This window comes from Halospina sp. K52047b (assembly GCF_008709855.1).
In the GTDB taxonomy this organism is placed as follows: domain Bacteria; phylum Pseudomonadota; class Gammaproteobacteria; order Pseudomonadales; family Oleiphilaceae; genus Halospina; species Halospina utahensis_B.
The window spans coordinates 440583-455602 of sequence record NZ_VYJH01000002.1 but is presented as its reverse complement, the minus strand read 5'-3'; the positions used below and the strand labels follow the sequence as shown (position 1 = coordinate 455602).

The 15020-nt window shown below is 61.9% G+C and carries 13 protein-coding genes; all 13 read left to right on the top strand.

From position 1 onward, the window contains the following. Positions 1–2: 2 nt before the first annotated feature. The 13 genes from leuD (at position 3) to purF (ending at position 15020) form a co-directional block, all read left to right on the top strand. The gene (gene leuD / locus F3089_RS04520) at positions 3–647 is read left to right on the top strand and encodes a 3-isopropylmalate dehydratase small subunit (RefSeq protein ID WP_095616730.1); all 645 of its coding nucleotides are present in this window, start codon (positions 3–5) and stop codon (positions 645–647) included. A gap of 139 nt (positions 648–786) precedes the next feature. Further along, a complete protein-coding gene (leuB, locus tag F3089_RS04515; RefSeq protein WP_151439634.1) occupies positions 787–1872 on the top strand; it encodes a 3-isopropylmalate dehydrogenase in 1086 nt (361 codons plus the stop codon). 69 nt (positions 1873–1941) lie between these two features. Next, positions 1942–3060, top strand: a complete 1119-nt coding sequence (asd, locus tag F3089_RS04510) for an aspartate-semialdehyde dehydrogenase (RefSeq protein WP_095616732.1) — start codon at positions 1942–1944, stop codon at positions 3058–3060. 199 nt (positions 3061–3259) lie between these two features. Continuing rightward, a complete protein-coding gene (locus tag F3089_RS04505) occupies positions 3260–6478 on the top strand; it encodes a FimV/HubP family polar landmark protein (RefSeq protein ID WP_151439633.1) in 3219 nt (1072 codons plus the stop codon). 6 nt (positions 6479–6484) lie between these two features. After that, positions 6485–7327: a tRNA pseudouridine(38-40) synthase TruA gene (gene truA, locus F3089_RS04500; protein WP_151439632.1), complete on the top strand. Its 843-nt coding sequence runs from the start codon at positions 6485–6487 to the stop codon at positions 7325–7327. A 57-nt stretch (positions 7328–7384) separates the two neighbouring features. Continuing rightward, the gene (locus F3089_RS04495; RefSeq protein WP_151439631.1) at positions 7385–8017 is read left to right on the top strand and encodes a phosphoribosylanthranilate isomerase; all 633 of its coding nucleotides are present in this window, start codon (positions 7385–7387) and stop codon (positions 8015–8017) included. After that, the gene (gene trpB / locus F3089_RS04490; protein WP_151439630.1) at positions 8004–9227 is read left to right on the top strand and encodes a tryptophan synthase subunit beta; all 1224 of its coding nucleotides are present in this window, start codon (positions 8004–8006) and stop codon (positions 9225–9227) included. Before F3089_RS04495 ends, trpB begins: the two co-directional genes overlap by 14 nt. Before the next feature lie 3 nt (positions 9228–9230). Continuing rightward, complete coding sequence (gene trpA / locus F3089_RS04485) at positions 9231–10037, top strand: tryptophan synthase subunit alpha (protein ID WP_151439629.1); 807 nt, start codon at positions 9231–9233, stop codon at positions 10035–10037. Between the two features lie 15 nt (positions 10038–10052). Further along, positions 10053–10991, top strand: coding sequence for an acetyl-CoA carboxylase, carboxyltransferase subunit beta (gene accD / locus F3089_RS04480; protein ID WP_151439628.1), 939 nt, complete (start codon positions 10053–10055; stop codon positions 10989–10991). After that, positions 10978–12174: a bifunctional folylpolyglutamate synthase/dihydrofolate synthase gene (locus tag F3089_RS04475; protein WP_151439627.1), complete on the top strand. Its 1197-nt coding sequence runs from the start codon at positions 10978–10980 to the stop codon at positions 12172–12174. The genes accD and F3089_RS04475 overlap by 14 nt, the downstream gene beginning before the upstream one ends. A gap of 65 nt (positions 12175–12239) precedes the next feature. Next, the gene (locus F3089_RS04470; RefSeq protein WP_151439626.1) at positions 12240–12824 is read left to right on the top strand and encodes an SPOR domain-containing protein; all 585 of its coding nucleotides are present in this window, start codon (positions 12240–12242) and stop codon (positions 12822–12824) included. A gap of 66 nt (positions 12825–12890) precedes the next feature. Then, on the top strand, positions 12891–13490 hold the full coding sequence (locus F3089_RS04465; protein ID WP_095616740.1) for a CvpA family protein: 600 nt from the start codon (positions 12891–12893) through the stop codon (positions 13488–13490). A 9-nt stretch (positions 13491–13499) separates the two neighbouring features. Continuing rightward, entirely contained in the window at positions 13500–15020 is a 1521-nt protein-coding gene (gene purF / locus F3089_RS04460) for an amidophosphoribosyltransferase (RefSeq protein WP_151439625.1), read from the top strand.

The window sequence follows — 15020 nt, the reverse complement described above, 5'->3', positions numbered from 1 at the left end:
TCATGAAGGCATTCACGAGGCACACGGGGCTGGTTGCCCCCATGGATCGGTCCAATGTCGACACTGACATGATCATCCCCAAGCAGTTCCTCAAGTCGATCAAGCGCACTGGCTTCGGGCCCAACCTGTTCGACGAGCTGCGCTATCTGGACGAAGGTCAGCCAGGCAAGGACAACAGTCAACGGCCGCTCAACCCTGAGTTCGTGCTGAACCAGGCGCGTTACCAGGGAGCGAGTGTGCTGCTGACGCGCGCCAACTTCGGTTGCGGCTCCAGCCGTGAGCACGCGCCCTGGGCGCTGGAGGATTTTGGTTTCCGGGCGATTATCGCCCCGAGTTTTGCCGATATCTTCTACAACAACTGCTTTAAAAATGGCCTGTTACCGCTTGTTCTGAAAGAGGAAGAGGTCGACGAGCTGTTCCGTGCGGTGGAGTCCGTCGAGGGCTATGCACTGACCGTGGATCTGGAGAACCAGACTGTTGCCACGCCGGACGGTAAGATCTATCACTTCGAGGTGGATGAGTTCCGGCGCCACTGCCTGCTCAACGGCCTCGACGATATCGGCGTGACACTTGAGGATGCGGATGCCATCCAGGCCTACGAGGAACGCCGGAAGCAGGAGGCGCCCTGGTTGTTTCCTGCCGGGTGAGTTCCTGGAAGCTGTTCCGGATTGCCTGCGGGGCAGGCTTCTACAGTAATACATTAGTTTTCGTATGTAGGAGCCCGCTTTGCGGGCGATTTTCGTAATAACCCTCGAAACTGGATTACTGGACAAGGATCATGATGCTATGACACAGAGAGTACTCTTCCTGCCGGGTGACGGCATCGGCCCGGATATCATCGAGCAGGCACGCGCGGTTCTTGGGCACGCCAATGAACGGCTTTCGCTGGGACTCGATTTCGATGAGGCGTTGGTCGGCGGTGCCGCCATCGAGGCCGCGGGCACTGCGCTCCCGGACGACACCATGAGCAGGGCGCGGGAAGCCGGGGGCATCCTGCTGGGCGCTGTGGGCGGCCCCAAGTGGGATCATCTGGAGATGGCCAATCGGCCCGAGAAGGGGCTGCTGGGCCTGCGCTCCGGCCTGGGTCTTTTCGCCAATCTGCGTCCCGCGTTCCTGTACCCGCAGTTGGCGGAGGCCTCCAGCCTGCGTCCGGAAGTGGTCAGCGGCCTGGACATCCTGATCGTGCGGGAGCTCACCGGCGGCATCTACTTTGGTCAGCCCCGTGGCGTTGAGACGCTGGAAAGCGGAGAACGGGAAGGGATCAATACCTATCGCTACAACGAATCCGAGATCCGGCGCATCGGGCGCGTGGCATTTGAATCCGCGCGTCAGCGCAACGGACGACTATGTTCCATCGACAAGGCCAACGTGCTGGAAGTGACCGCGCTGTGGCGTGAGGTAATGGAGGATCTGGCGAGGGAGTATCCGGACGTTGAGCTGAGTCACATGTACGTGGATAACGCCGCCATGCAGCTGGTGCGCGATCCGAACCAGTTTGACGTGATTGTCACCGGCAATATGTTCGGTGATATCCTGTCTGATGAGGCAGCCATGCTGACCGGTTCCATCGGGATGCTGCCCTCGGCGGCGCTGAACGAGAGCAAGCAGGGCATGTACGAACCCTGCCACGGGTCGGCGCCGGATATTGCGGGCCAGGACAAGGCGAACCCGCTGGCGACGATTCTGTCCGGTGCCATGATGCTGCGGTACAGCTTTGGCATGGAAGGTGCGGCGGGCGCGATCGAAAAAGCGGTGCAGGACGTGCTCGAACAGGGGCTGCGTACGCCGGATATTCATTTCGAGGGCACGCAGCTGGTTGGCACCCGCGCCATGGGCGAAGCGGTGCTATCGGCCCTGGACACGCACCTGTAGGAGCGGCCATGGCTGCGATCGCCGCAGCCCCGGCGAAAAACCCAAGACACTGAAAACAGAGGCGGCACAATGAAGCGAGTAGGTCTGGTTGGCTGGCGTGGCATGGTCGGATCCGTGCTCATGCAGCGGATGCAGGAAGAGAATAATTTCGCCGGAATCGAGCCGGTGTTCTTCACCACATCCCAGGCGGGCAAGCCCGCGCCGGACTTCGGCAAGGAGGCGCCGCCGCTCAAGGATGCCCGGGACATTGATGAACTCAAGGCGATGGACATCATCGTCACCTGTCAGGGTGGGGACTATACGAATGAGGTCTATGGCCCCCTCCGCCAGTCAGGCTGGAATGGTTACTGGATTGACGCCGCCTCCGCCCTGCGGATGGAGGATGAATCGGTGATTGTTCTGGACCCGGTGAATCGTGGCGTGATTGACCGGGCTCTGGATGCCGGGCAGCGTGATTTCATCGGCGGTAACTGCACGGTCAGCCTCATGCTGATGGGCATTGGGGCCCTGTTTGATCATGATCTGGTGGAATGGATCAGCCCCATGACCTACCAGGCCGCCTCTGGCTCCGGCGCCAAGCACATGCGGGAGCTGCTGGATCAGATGGGGGCGCTTAACGGCGCCGTATCCGATCTTCTGGCGGATCCTTCCTCGGCGATCCTGGAGATTGACCGGCAGGTGACCTCGACCATGCGCAGTTCCGAGTTCCCCACGGAGAATTTCGGTGTGCCCCTGGCGGGCAGCCTGATTCCCTGGCTCGACAAGCCCATGCCCTCCGGCCAGAGTAAGGAGGAATGGAAAGCGGGCGCGGAGAGCAACAAGATCCTCGGGCGTACTGATAACCCGATCCCGATTGATGGCACCTGTGTTCGCGTGGGCGCCATGCGCAGTCACAGCCAGGCGCTGACCATCAAGCTTCGCAGGGACGTTCCGCTCGCGGATATCGAAGCCATGCTCCGGGAGCACAGTGAGTGGTGCGAGGTGGTACCTAATGAGCAGCAGGCCAGTATGGAAAAGTTGAGCCCGGCTTATGCCACCGGCAGCCTGACGGTTCCGGTCGGTCGGCTGCGCAAGCTGGCCATGGGCGGGGAGTATCTCAACGCCTTCACCGTGGGCGACCAGCTGCTGTGGGGGGCGGCTGAACCGCTGCGGCGTATGCTGGCCATCCTGCTTGAGCGTGATGGCTGATTCCTGAATGCAGCGTCCCGGTCTGGCGTGAACCGGGGCGCATTCCCGCCAGCCGGGCGCCTCCAGTGCCCGGCGATTTATTGCGTAATTCGCAGTTATCAACAATACTTCCGCTTAACTTCATAATTACAGGTCTATTTCCGTAATCTGCGCGGAATCCGTGGACGGCTGCCTGACGAGAACGGGGAAAGGAAACGGCATGAAAGTACGCAAACTGGCGGTGGCGCTCGCCCTGGCGGGTGGGCTTGGATCAGGTCTGGCTCAGGCGCTCGGCATGGGCGAGGGTCGAATACTGACGAACCTGAATGAACCGCTGCGGGCCGAGATCGAGCTGAGTGAGCCGGGCGATCTGTCCGCAGACCAGATCCGGGTATCGCTGGCACCGGAGTCCGCATTTGAGCGGGCCGGGCTTCGTCGCATGGATGTTCTCCATGATCTGGATTTTGACGTGATCGAATCCGATGGCGGGTTCCGGATTAACGTTACTTCTGAGGACCCCATCCGGGAGCCATTCCTGAACTTTCTCGTGGAGCTTGCCTGGCCAAATGGGCGGCTGTTGCGTGAATATTCCTTCCTGGTGGATCCCCCCTCCCGTGATCCCGGCCCGGAAGCGATTGGGCCGAGTGCGGAAACCGGTGGCGGCGATACCCGGACACGTGAGCAGGCCGCTCGGGAGGCCCGGAGCGAGCGCCGACAGCCGGAAAGCGCGACTTCGGCTACGGGCGGAACCCCTGACGAATACGGGCCCACTGGTGCCAATGACACCCTCTGGGGGATTGCCGGGGAGGTCAGCCCGTCCAGCGACCTGAGCCGCCACCAGGTGATGCTGGCGATCCAGGAAGTCAATCCCAATGCGTTCAGCAACAACAACATCAACCAGCTGCGCCGGGGGCGCGTCCTGCGCATCCCCTCCGAGGAAGCCATGCGCTCCCGCTCCAGGCAGGAGGCGATCCAGCAGGTGATGGCCCAGAACAAACGGCACCAGCAGGCTGGCCAGAGCCAGGCGGAAACCGCGGCTGCGCCTGAAGCCGAGCAGGCTGGAGGAGCGGATCAATCCCAGCAACAGGCGGGCGCAACCGGGCAGCAGTCGTCATCCGGTGAGAGCGGCGATGAACTGCGGATCCTGGTAGCGGACGGTGAGAACAGTGCTGGTGACGGCACCATGGCCGGCATGGGCGACGGTGAGGGTGATGAACGCCTTGCTGCTGCTCTGGAAGAACTGGAGCGGGCGGAAAGGGATCGCGAGGAGCTGTCGGATCGCCTGAAGGATCTCGAGGAACAGCTGGATACCATGAGCCAGTTGATCGAGTTGAAGGACGATCAGCTTGCGGAGATGGAGCAGCGGCTTGCCGAGGCACGCGAGAGTGGTCAGGCGTCTGGTGATACGGAGTCGGAAGGTACCGGCGGTACCGACGGTGATGAAACCGCGGCGGATGATGCAACTGGGACCGGAAGCGGTCAGGCCTCTGGTGGACAGACCACGGAAGGGGATTCGGGCGAGGATTCGGTCGCTTCTGAGGAATCTGTCGAGGAGTCCATGGCCGAATCGGACACGGCTGAGTCAGGTTCCGGGGAAGCGGGCGCCGATGACGATGAGTCTGACCCGGCCGCAGCGGCGAGCTCCGGCGGTGAGCCGGATGATGGCGACGCTTCGGCGCAGCCTGATCCGGAACAGACCAAGAGTCAGGGTGCTCCAAGGAGTGCCGGTGATGTTGTTCAGCGCGTGATCAATGATCCCCGTTACCAGATCGGTGCGGGTGTACTGGGCATTGCGTTGCTGGCGCTGCTCTGGGGCCTGGCACGGCGCAATGCGGCGCGGGAACAGGCTTTCTACGACCAGCTGAAGGATGTCTCCGAAAACCCGGAGGAACCGGTTGAGGCTGAGGACCCACTGGATCTGGACGCGGCCGGAGATGAAACGGCCACGGAGGCTACCGGTGAAGAGGCGGCACCGCGCAGCGAGGGCAGCGAGGATGCGCTGGCTGAGGCGGATGTCTACCTGGCCTATGGTCGTCTCGGGCAGGCTGCCCGGCATCTTGAAGGGGCCATTTCATCGGAACCCAGCCGCGTGGACCTGCGGCTGAAGCTGCTCGAGGTCTATGCCGATGCCGGTGAGTCAGAGAATTTCGAAAAGCAGTATCGCGAGCTCGGGGCCTTCAATGACGATGAAGCCATCGAGCAGGCGGATGCGCTTCGCAGCCGTATGGAGGCCGCTGACGAGGACCTCAGCATTGAGGACCTGACCGAACAGCTGAAGACGGGCACCGGCTTCGAAGCGGAGACTGGCGGGCAATCCCTTGAGGATGATGCGTCGCTTGAGGACGAGGGCTTTGACTTCAGCGCCCTCGAGGACGTTGACGATCTGCTGGATGAATCCAGCGGCTCGGAAAGCAGCGATACCAGCCATGCCGAAAAGGGCGGGGATCAGGAGCAGCAGTCCGAGGAATTCAGTCTCGACTTCGATCTTGGCGAGGAAGAAACCCCGGCTGCATCCGAAACGACAGGCGCCAGCGAAGACACCGTGGATGCCTCAGAGTCAGAAGAGGATGTGGCCGATCTCGGGTTCTCCATGGATGATCTGGAGCTGGAGGACCCGGGAGAGACGGAAGAAGAGTCCGTGCCTGAGCTGGATGCGGAAGCTGAAGCCGCTGAGCAACCCGTGTCTGAAACCGGTGATAACACTGAACAGGCGAGTGATGCGGATACGGATCTGAGCCTGGACGATCTGGATGTTGATCTGGACACCGGGGAGGAACCGGCAGAAACCGCTTCCGAGGCACCATCCGGTACGGATTTTGATGACTCCTTCCTCGAAGAGCTGGATGCGGAACTTGATCGGGTGACCGATGGTGAGGCTGAAGCTGGAGAGTCCGGGGAAACAGCTGCCCCGGCCGGGGAAACCGCCGCACCGGAAGGTGATGATGAGCTGGATGACCTGAGTCTGGATGTCTCGGACGAGGATCTTGAGCTTGCTGAAGAGGTGGCTCAGGAGGGCGTTGGCGAAGAACCCGAAGCGCCCGGGGAAACCAGTGACGCTTCCGGCGGTGAGGACGAAGCCCCCGCCGATCAGCTGGAAGAGAGTCTGATGGACTCTGAGATGGAGGATCTCGGGGCCGAGAGCGCGCTCTCCGACGAGGAGCTGGCTGCTCTTGAGGGTGAGGAATCACAGGCATCCCAGGGACACCAGGAAGAGACGGGCGATATGGAGTCAGGCGACACGTCCACTGGATCGGAAGACAGTGATGATGAGTTCGACTTCCTTGAGGGCACGGATGAAGCGGGCACCAAACTGGATCTGGCCCGGGCCTATGTTGAGATGGGCGATGCGGACGGCGCACGGGACATTCTGGAAGAGGTGGCCCGTGAAGGCAGTGAAGAACAGCAGCAGGAAGCCCAGCGGCTTCTCAGCGAACTCTGATCTGCCGTGCTGCAGGACCCCGTTGAGCTGACGACTGCGATCGCGGCTGGCCCCGGGCGTATTGGCCTGGTTGTCGAATACGATGGCGGCGGCTTCCATGGTTGGCAGGACCAGAAAAGCAGTATCCGGACCATTGGGGGAACTCTGGCGGCAGCTGTCTCCAGAGTGGCGAATGAGCCTGTAGAGCCAGTCTGTGCCGGGCGTACGGATTCAGGCGTTCACGCCTGCTACCAGCTTGTGCACTTTGATACGGGGGCCTCGCGCGCCATCCGCTCGTGGGTTCTGGGCATCAACAGTGCTCTGCCGGCCGACATCCGCGTTCACTGGGCTGGCAATGTGGCATCGGATTTCAGTGCACGTTTTACTGCCCATTCCCGCCGTTACCGGTACGTGATGCTGGACACGCCAACACCTCCGGCACTGCTGCGCGGGCGCGTGGCGTGGACCCATACGCCACTCGACGCGGATGCCATGCATCAGGCCGCACAGTACCTTCCCGGTGAACAGGATTTTTCGGCCTTCCGCGCAGCCGGCTGTCAGGCCAACAGCCCCTGGCGCTGTATTGAAGCGGCCACGGTTTACCGGGAAGGGCCCTTTCTGGTGCTGGATATTGCGGCCAATGCCTTTCTTCATCACATGGTGCGCAATATCGCCGGGACCCTGATGGCTGTGGGTCACCGGGAACGCCACCCGGAGTGGGTCGCTGAGCTTCTGTGCCAGCGGGATCGTCGCCGTGCGGGTATCACTGCACCGCCACAGGGGCTCTACCTGGTGGATATCGGCTATCCGGAGCAGTGTGGGGTGCCCCGGCCCAGACTGGGCCCCTGGTGGCTTTCCGGGAATCTCTGAGACTTGGTCTGTGGGGCCGCGGGCGCTATCCTGTGCGTTTTGGCGCAGGAGGTGGTCTTGCCACGCACCCGAATCAAGATCTGCGGCATCACCCGCGAAGAGGACGCCGTAGCAGCGGCGCAGGCTGGCGTGGATGCCATCGGGCTGGTCTTCCACCCTGGGAGTCCGCGTCATGTCACCTTGGAACAGGCTCAACGGATCCGCGCGGCGCTGCCCCCGTTCGTGACCACAGTGGGGCTTTTTGTGAATGCCTCTGAGTCGCTGGTCCGGGAGGCGCTGTCAAAAGTGCCGCTGGATCTGCTGCAGTTCCACGGGGATGAATCAGCCGAATTCTGCTCGGGGTTCGGGCACCCATGGATCCGCGCGGTCAGGGTTCGGGATTCCCGGGTGGTTGCCGCAGCCGAGAGTACCTATTATAGAGCGTTCGGCCTGCTTGCCGACGCTTACAGTGAGGACCGCTACGGCGGTACCGGCAAAACCTTCAACTGGGATTGGCTGCCGGAGACACGGAAACTGCCCCTGATTCTGGCCGGTGGTCTGACGCCGGATAATGTGGGTGAGGCGGTGCGCCGTGTCCGCCCCTGGGCTGTGGATGTCAGCGGCGGTGTCGAGTCGGCGCCGGGTATCAAGAGTTCCCAGCGCATCAATGAATTCGTCCGGGAGGTTACCCTGACCCATGAAACTGACTGAACAACAGATCAAGGATAGTCCGGACGCGCGGGGCCATTTCGGCGCCTACGGGGGCCGCTTTGTCTCCGAGACCCTGATCGACTCACTGGAACATCTGGAAAGTGAATACCGGCGGCTGCGTGAGGACCCCGATTTCCTCGCCCGGTTCAACAGCGATCTGGCGGATTATGTGGGAAGACCCACCCCCCTGTACCACGCGGATCGACTGAGCAGTGAGCTGGGCGGTGCTTCCATATGGCTCAAGCGCGAGGACCTCTGTCATACCGGTGCGCACAAGGTGAATAACACCATTGGGCAGGCACTGCTGGCGAAGTTCCTGGGGAAACCGCGCGTGATCGCGGAAACGGGCGCGGGTCAGCACGGTGTTGCCACGGCAACAGTGGCAGCAAGGCTTGGTCTCAAATGCAAGATCTATATGGGCGCCGAGGATGTGCGCCGGCAGGCTGTCAACGTCTACCGCATGAAGCTTCTCGGGGCCGAGGTTGAAGCGGTCGAAGGCGGCACAAGGACTCTAAAGGATGCCATGAACGAGGCACTCCGGGACTGGGTCACCAATGTCGATGACACCTTCTACATCATCGGCACGGTGGCGGGCCCGCATCCCTATCCGATGATGGTGCGTGATTTCCAGTCAGTGATCGGCCGTGAAACCCGACAGCAATGCCTGGAAAAGAACGGGGCACTGCCGGACGCGCTGGTGGCCTGTGTCGGCGGCGGCTCGAATGCGATCGGTCTCTTCCATCCCTTCCTGGGTGACGAATCAGTGGCCATGTACGGGGTGGAAGCCGGCGGGTACGGCATCGAATCCGGTCAGCATGCGGCGCCGCTGAGCGCTGGCAGGCCCGGAGTGCTGCATGGTAACCGGACCTACCTGATGGAAGACGAGTACGGCCAGATCTCCGGAACCCATTCTGTGTCCGCGGGGCTGGACTATCCTGGCGTAGGGCCCGAACACTCCTGGCTCAAGGACATCGGGCGTGTGAACTATGTATCGGTGACGGATGACGAAGCGATGGATGGGTTCCGGCGATTGACGGCGGTGGAGGGCATCATGCCCGCGCTCGAAACCGCTCATGCCATTGCCTGGGCCATCAAGCTGGCGCCCCAGATGCGCCCGGACCAGTCCATTGTCATCAACCTTTCGGGTCGTGGCGACAAGGATATGGATACCGTCGCCCGCATGGACAACATCGAAGTGGAGGGGCGCTGACCCATGAGCCGAATCGAACAGAGACTCACGGCCCTGGGCGAGCAGGGTCGCAAGGGCTTGATTCCCTATATCACTGCCGGGGATCCGAATACCGGTGAAACCCTCCGCATCATGCACAGCCTGGTGGCATCCGGTGCGGATCTCATCGAACTCGGGGTGCCGTTCTCCGATCCCATGGCGGACGGCCCGGTCATCCAGCGGGCCTGTGAACGGGCCCTGGCAAACGGCTGTACCAGCCGTGATGTGCTGGAGGTCGTGCGCCGGTTCCGCGAGACGGATACGGAAACCCCTGTGGTGCTCATGGGCTACCTGAATCCGGTGGAAGCCATGGGTTACGAGGCGTTTGCGGAAAACGCCGCACAGGCCGGTGTGGATGGTGTCCTGATGGTGGACCTGCCGCCCGAAGAGGCCGGGGAGGTTGTGCCGTGGTTCCGTGCCCAGGGTCTGGATCTGATCTTCCTGATCTCGCCCACTACTTCGGATGAACGCATCCGGCGCATGGGAGAACACAGCAGCGGCTACGTCTATTACGTCTCGCTCAAGGGCGTCACCGGCTCAGCCAGTATTGATGCCGGGGCAGTGGAGGAACGGGTTGCCCACATCCGGGAACTCACGGAGCTGCCAGTGGGCGTCGGTTTCGGAATCCGGGATGCGGAAACAGCGGGCGCCATAGGACGGGTTTCGGATGCTATTATCGTGGGTAGTGTTATTGTTGACTGCATTGGCCGGCATCCCGAGGGCGGTGATTCACTGCACCAGGCGTTGAAATCCCTGGTGAAGCCCCTGCGGGACAGCCTTGATACACCCTGAGCCGGAGGACAGTTCATGAGCAGCTGGCTCGATAAGATCATGCCTGGGATGATCCGTTCGGACGCACAACAGCGTTCCACGGTTCCCGAAGGGCTCTGGAAGAAGTGCCCCAAGTGCAACGGGTTTCTGTACCGCCCGGAACTGGATCGCAACCTTAACGTCTGCCCGAAGTGCGAGCACCACATCCGGATCAATGCCCGTCGCCGTCTCGAGATCTTTTTTGACGGCACAGACAGCCGGGAGCTCGCGGCGGATCTGGAACCGGTGGATCGCCTCAAGTTCAAGGACACCAAGCGCTACAAGGATCGTCTGAGCCAGGCTCAGAAGAGTACTGGCGAAAAGGATGCCCTGGTGGCCATGGCTGGCACCGTTCAGTACGTGCCGGTGGTGGCTGTAGCCTTCGAATTCCAGTTTCTGGGTGGCTCCATGGGGCAGGTGGTGGGCGAGAAATTCGTCCGCGCGGTGAACTTCTGTATTGAGGAGAACGTGCCCCTGGTGTGCTTCGCGGCCAGTGGTGGGGCGCGCATGCAGGAGGCGATCCTGTCCCTGATGCAGATGGCCAAGACCGCGGCAGCGCTGCAGCGCATGCGCGAGAAGGGTATCCCCTTCATCTCGGTACTGACCGACCCGGTCTTTGGCGGCGTTTCCGCGAGCCTCGGGATGCTGGGGGATCTCAACATCGCCGAACCCTATGCCCTGGTGGGCTTTGCGGGGCCGCGGGTGATTGAACAGACGGTTCGGGAGAAGCTCCCCGAAGGGTTCCAGCGCAGTGAGTTCCTGATCGAGCACGGGGCGATCGACATGATCGTTTCCCGGCACGATATGCGTGATCGCATCGCCCATGTTCTGGCCAAGCTGCAGCGTCGCGAGCAGCCGCCGGAGGATGAACACGAGCCGCTTGCTGAGCAGCTGCCCGAAGAGGAGGGCAGCGGGGACGCCAATGCTGCGGAGTGATGCCAGCCTGGATGACTGGCTGGCGTACCTCGAATCATTGCATGCCAGCGAGATGGAGCTTGGCCTTGACCGGGTAATGATCGTCTACCGGCGTCTCATGCCGGAAGGCCTGCCCGGTCAGGTGGTGATCATCGGGGGCACCAATGGCAAGGGCAGCACCCTTGCAGCCCTGGAATCCCTGCTCCGCGCCGGGGGAGACAGCACCGGCGCTTACACTTCACCCCATATCCGTTGCTTCAACGAGCGCATCCGCATCGACGGTGAGGAAGCCACGGATGAGGCCATCTGCAGGGCCATGGCGGCCGTGGAGCGGGCGCGCCGCAATGTGCCACTGACCTATTTCGAGTTCACGACCCTGGCGGCGTTCTGGCTCTTCCAGGAGGCGGGAGTGGCGTATCCGCTCCTGGAGGTGGGCCTGGGCGGACGCCTGGACGCGGTGAATGTGGCGGACCCCGTACTGTCCATCATTACGGGCGTGGACCTGGATCATACCCAGTGGCTGGGTAATGACCGGGAACAGATCGGCTATGAAAAAGCCGGTATCCTGCGGGCGGGGCGGCCAGCGCTGTTCGGTGATCCGGATCCGCCTTCCTCCGTGACGGATCAGGCGGCCGCCCAGGGGATCCCGCTGCGCATACGCGGTCGGGATTTCGGTGGCGAGGATGGCGAGGGAGGGCTCGCGGCCTCCCAGCAGACGGCTCTGGAGGCCTATGGCATTCTCGGATTCGAGGCGGATTCCGGCTTGTTGGCAACCCTCCGCGAAGCTCCCGCACCGCCCGGGCGATTCCAGAGGCTGGAAGGTGCGCCGCCGGTGATCCTGGACGTCGGGCACAATCCCCAGGCGGCACGCTGGCTGGCCCAGCGCCTGAGCGATATTCCGGAGAAACCGGTGCAGGCCGTCTATGGCGCAATGGGCGACAAGGACATTCAGGGCGTTTCGGGTACCCTTGCCGGCGTGATTGACGGTTGGCACCTGGCCCCGCTTCCGGGACCGCGCGGGCTGACCGCGGAGCAGGTCAGTGACCGGATTTCCGGAGTCATACCGGATGACCGGATCCGGACATTCCCGTCGGTCCGGGAAGCCCTGGCTTCGGCCCGGGAGGCGGCCGGAAAGGAGGGATGCGTTCTGGTGTTCGGATCCTTCCTGACGGTCTCGGAAGCACTGGCCTTGCTGGGGTCGTAACTGGCCCCGGGCTCATCAAAGCGGTTACACTCGCGCAGAACCAAAGACAACCGAGGCGCAGGGATTTGGACGGATTCAAACAGCGGATTATCGGGGCACTGATCATTGTCAGTCTGGCTGTGATCTTCCTGCCGATGCTTTTCGACGAACCGCATCAGGCTCGCCGGGAACAGACTCTGGAGGTTCCGCCGGAACCTGAAATGGAACCGGTTGAGGTTGAGCAGCCCCGGGAACCGGCAATGCCGGAATCCGAAGAGGCGCCTGAGATCCCGACAGCCGATGAAGGCGAGGTCGAGCGTGACGGGGCGCGTGATGAGAAGATAACGGCAACCAGGGATGAGCCGGAGCCCGACCCTGTTTCCGAGGCTGAGCCCACTCCCGAGGTTGAGCAGGAAGAGAGCGGAGCGCTCAGGGGGGCATGGCTGGTACGCCTCGGTAGCTTCAGCAACCGCGACAATGCCCTGAAACTGCGTGATAGCGTACGGGATCAGGGGATGGACGCGCACAGCGAAACGGTGGAAAACGACAAAGGCACCTTTACGCGCGTATTCGCGGGGCCCTTTGTGGATGAACAGAAAGCAGTGTCCGCAATGGAGAAGCTCGAGAGCGAGTTCAATCTGGAAGCAATGGTGGTTGAAGGAGAAGAGTAACGCCGGTTTGGCGGCTTCCCGATTCCTGCTAGAATGCCCGCTTCCTGAAAGCACTGGGGCCTCCGGATGGATGCGCTGATCTGGATTGACTGGGTCATTATTGCCATTGTCGCCATTTCAACCCTGATCAGCCTGAAACGGGGCTTCGTCAGGGAAGCCATGTCGCTTGTGATCTGGGTGGGCGCCTTTGTGATCGCCCGCACCTTTCACCCCAACATGCAGATGCTGCTGGCGGATACCGTCGGCAATCCCACGGTTCGTCTCATCGCGGCTTTCGGCATACTGTTCGTGGGCACACTGGTCGTCGGTGCTGTGGTTAACAACGCACTAGGCCGTCTGGTGGAAGCAACCGGTCTCAGTGCCACCGACAGAACCCTGGGCATGTTCTTCGGGCTGGCGCGCGGTCTGGTGGTGGTGCTGGTTGCGCTGGCACTGCTGCGGATGACACCGGTCACTGGTGACACCTGGTGGCGCGAGTCGGCCACCGTCCAGGAACTCGCAAAGGTCGAGGCCTGGACGCGGGATGTGCTTGGTGACGAGATCGATGCGCTTCTGCCGGATGCAGAAGCTACCAGTGCCGCCTCCGGAGAGGCCATGCAGGAAGGCGCAAAGCGCCTTATCGAAATGCAGGAAGACCGATCCCAATCCCCAGCAACCGCGGAGTAACCCAATCCGATGTGTGGAATCGTTGGCATCGTTGGCACGACCAACGTCAACCAGTCACTCTATGATGCACTGACTGTACTTCAGCACCGGGGCCAGGATGCCGCCGGAATCGTGACCTTCGAGAATGAGCGCTTTTTTCTGCGCAAGGACAACGGCCTGGTCAAGGATGTCTTCCGGACGCGGCATATGCGCCGACTGGTGGGCAATGTGGGCATCGGCCATGTGCGCTACCCCACGGCGGGCACCTCCAGCTCCGCCGAAGCGCAGCCGTTCTACGTCAACAGTCCCTATGGCATAACCCTCGCGCACAACGGCAACCTGACCAATACCGAGGAGCTGGCGAACGACGTATTCCGCTCCGACCTGCGGCATATCAACACCAACTCGGACTCCGAGGTTCTGCTCAACGTCTTTGCCCATGAGCTCCAGAAAAAGGGCAAGCTGAATCCGACCAGTGAGGACGTGTTTGACGCGGTGCGCACCGTTCACCGGCGGTCCAGGGGCGCCTATGCCGCCATTGCCATGATTACCGGCTACGGGATTGTGGGATTCCGTGACCCCAATGGCATCCGGCCGGCCTGTTTCGGCGTACGCGAGACGGCCGAAGGCAGGGAATACATGATCGCCTCTGAAAGCGTGGCGCTGGCCTCCCAGGGTTTTGAGCTGATCCGGGATATCGCTCCGGGCGAAGCGGTCTACATCGAGACGGATGGCAGTCTCTACACCCAGCAGTGCGCGGAATCCCCCAAGCTCAACCCCTGCATCTTCGAGCATGTGTATTTCGCGCGCCCCGACTCCATCATCGACAACATCTCCGTGTACAAGTCCCGGCTGCGCATGGGCGAGGCCCTTGCCGGCAAGATCAAGCGCGATATGCCCGACCATGACATTGATGTGGTGATCCCCATCCCCGACACCAGCCGCACCTCAGCGTTGCCGCTGGCCTACGACCTGGGGGTCAAGTTCCGGGAGGGGCTGATCAAGAACCGCTACATCGGGCGGACCTTCATCATGCCCGGGCAGACCATGCGCAAGCGCTCGGTACGCCAGAAGCTCAACCCCATCGAGCTGGAATTCCAGGGCAAGAACGTGCTGCTGGTGGACGACTCGATCGTGCGCGGCACAACCTGCCAGGAAATCGTGCAGATGGTACGGGATGCCGGGGCAAGGAAAGTCTATTTCGCCTCCGCGGCGCCGCCGGTTCGCTACCCCAATGTGTACGGCATCGACATGCCGGCCGCGAAGGAGCTGATCGCACATGGCCGGACCGAAAAAGAGGTCGAGGAGCTGATCGGAGCGGACTGGCTCATCTACCAGGATCTGGACGATCTGGTGGCGTGTGCCCGGGAAGGCAACGAGGCCATCAGCGAGTTTGACTGTTCGGTGTTCAATGGCCATTACCCCACCGGGGATGTGACCGAGGAATACCTGACGCGCCTGGAAGAAGAGCGTTCGGAAGCGAAGAAGAACGAACGCAACAAGGAGCTGACGGCGGACAGCGACGTTATCGATATCCATAACGACGAGTAG

What these genes read in the sequence shown, in the direction of transcription:
- leuD (WP_095616730.1), top strand. Translation starts at nt 3, where the DNA reads ATGAAGGCATTCACGAGGCACACGGGGCTGGTTGCCCCCATGGATCGG.
- leuB (WP_151439634.1), top strand. Translation starts at nt 787, where the DNA reads ATGACACAGAGAGTACTCTTCCTGCCGGGTGACGGCATCGGCCCGGAT.
- asd (WP_095616732.1), top strand. Translation starts at nt 1,942, where the DNA reads ATGAAGCGAGTAGGTCTGGTTGGCTGGCGTGGCATGGTCGGATCCGTG.
- F3089_RS04505 (WP_151439633.1), top strand. Translation starts at nt 3,260, where the DNA reads ATGAAAGTACGCAAACTGGCGGTGGCGCTCGCCCTGGCGGGTGGGCTT.
- trpB (WP_151439630.1), top strand. Translation starts at nt 8,004, where the DNA reads ATGAAACTGACTGAACAACAGATCAAGGATAGTCCGGACGCGCGGGGC.
- trpA (WP_151439629.1), top strand. Translation starts at nt 9,231, where the DNA reads ATGAGCCGAATCGAACAGAGACTCACGGCCCTGGGCGAGCAGGGTCGC.
- accD (WP_151439628.1), top strand. Translation starts at nt 10,053, where the DNA reads ATGAGCAGCTGGCTCGATAAGATCATGCCTGGGATGATCCGTTCGGAC.
- F3089_RS04475 (WP_151439627.1), top strand. Translation starts at nt 10,978, where the DNA reads ATGCTGCGGAGTGATGCCAGCCTGGATGACTGGCTGGCGTACCTCGAA.
- F3089_RS04465 (WP_095616740.1), top strand. Translation starts at nt 12,891, where the DNA reads ATGGATGCGCTGATCTGGATTGACTGGGTCATTATTGCCATTGTCGCC.
- purF (WP_151439625.1), top strand. Translation starts at nt 13,500, where the DNA reads ATGTGTGGAATCGTTGGCATCGTTGGCACGACCAACGTCAACCAGTCA.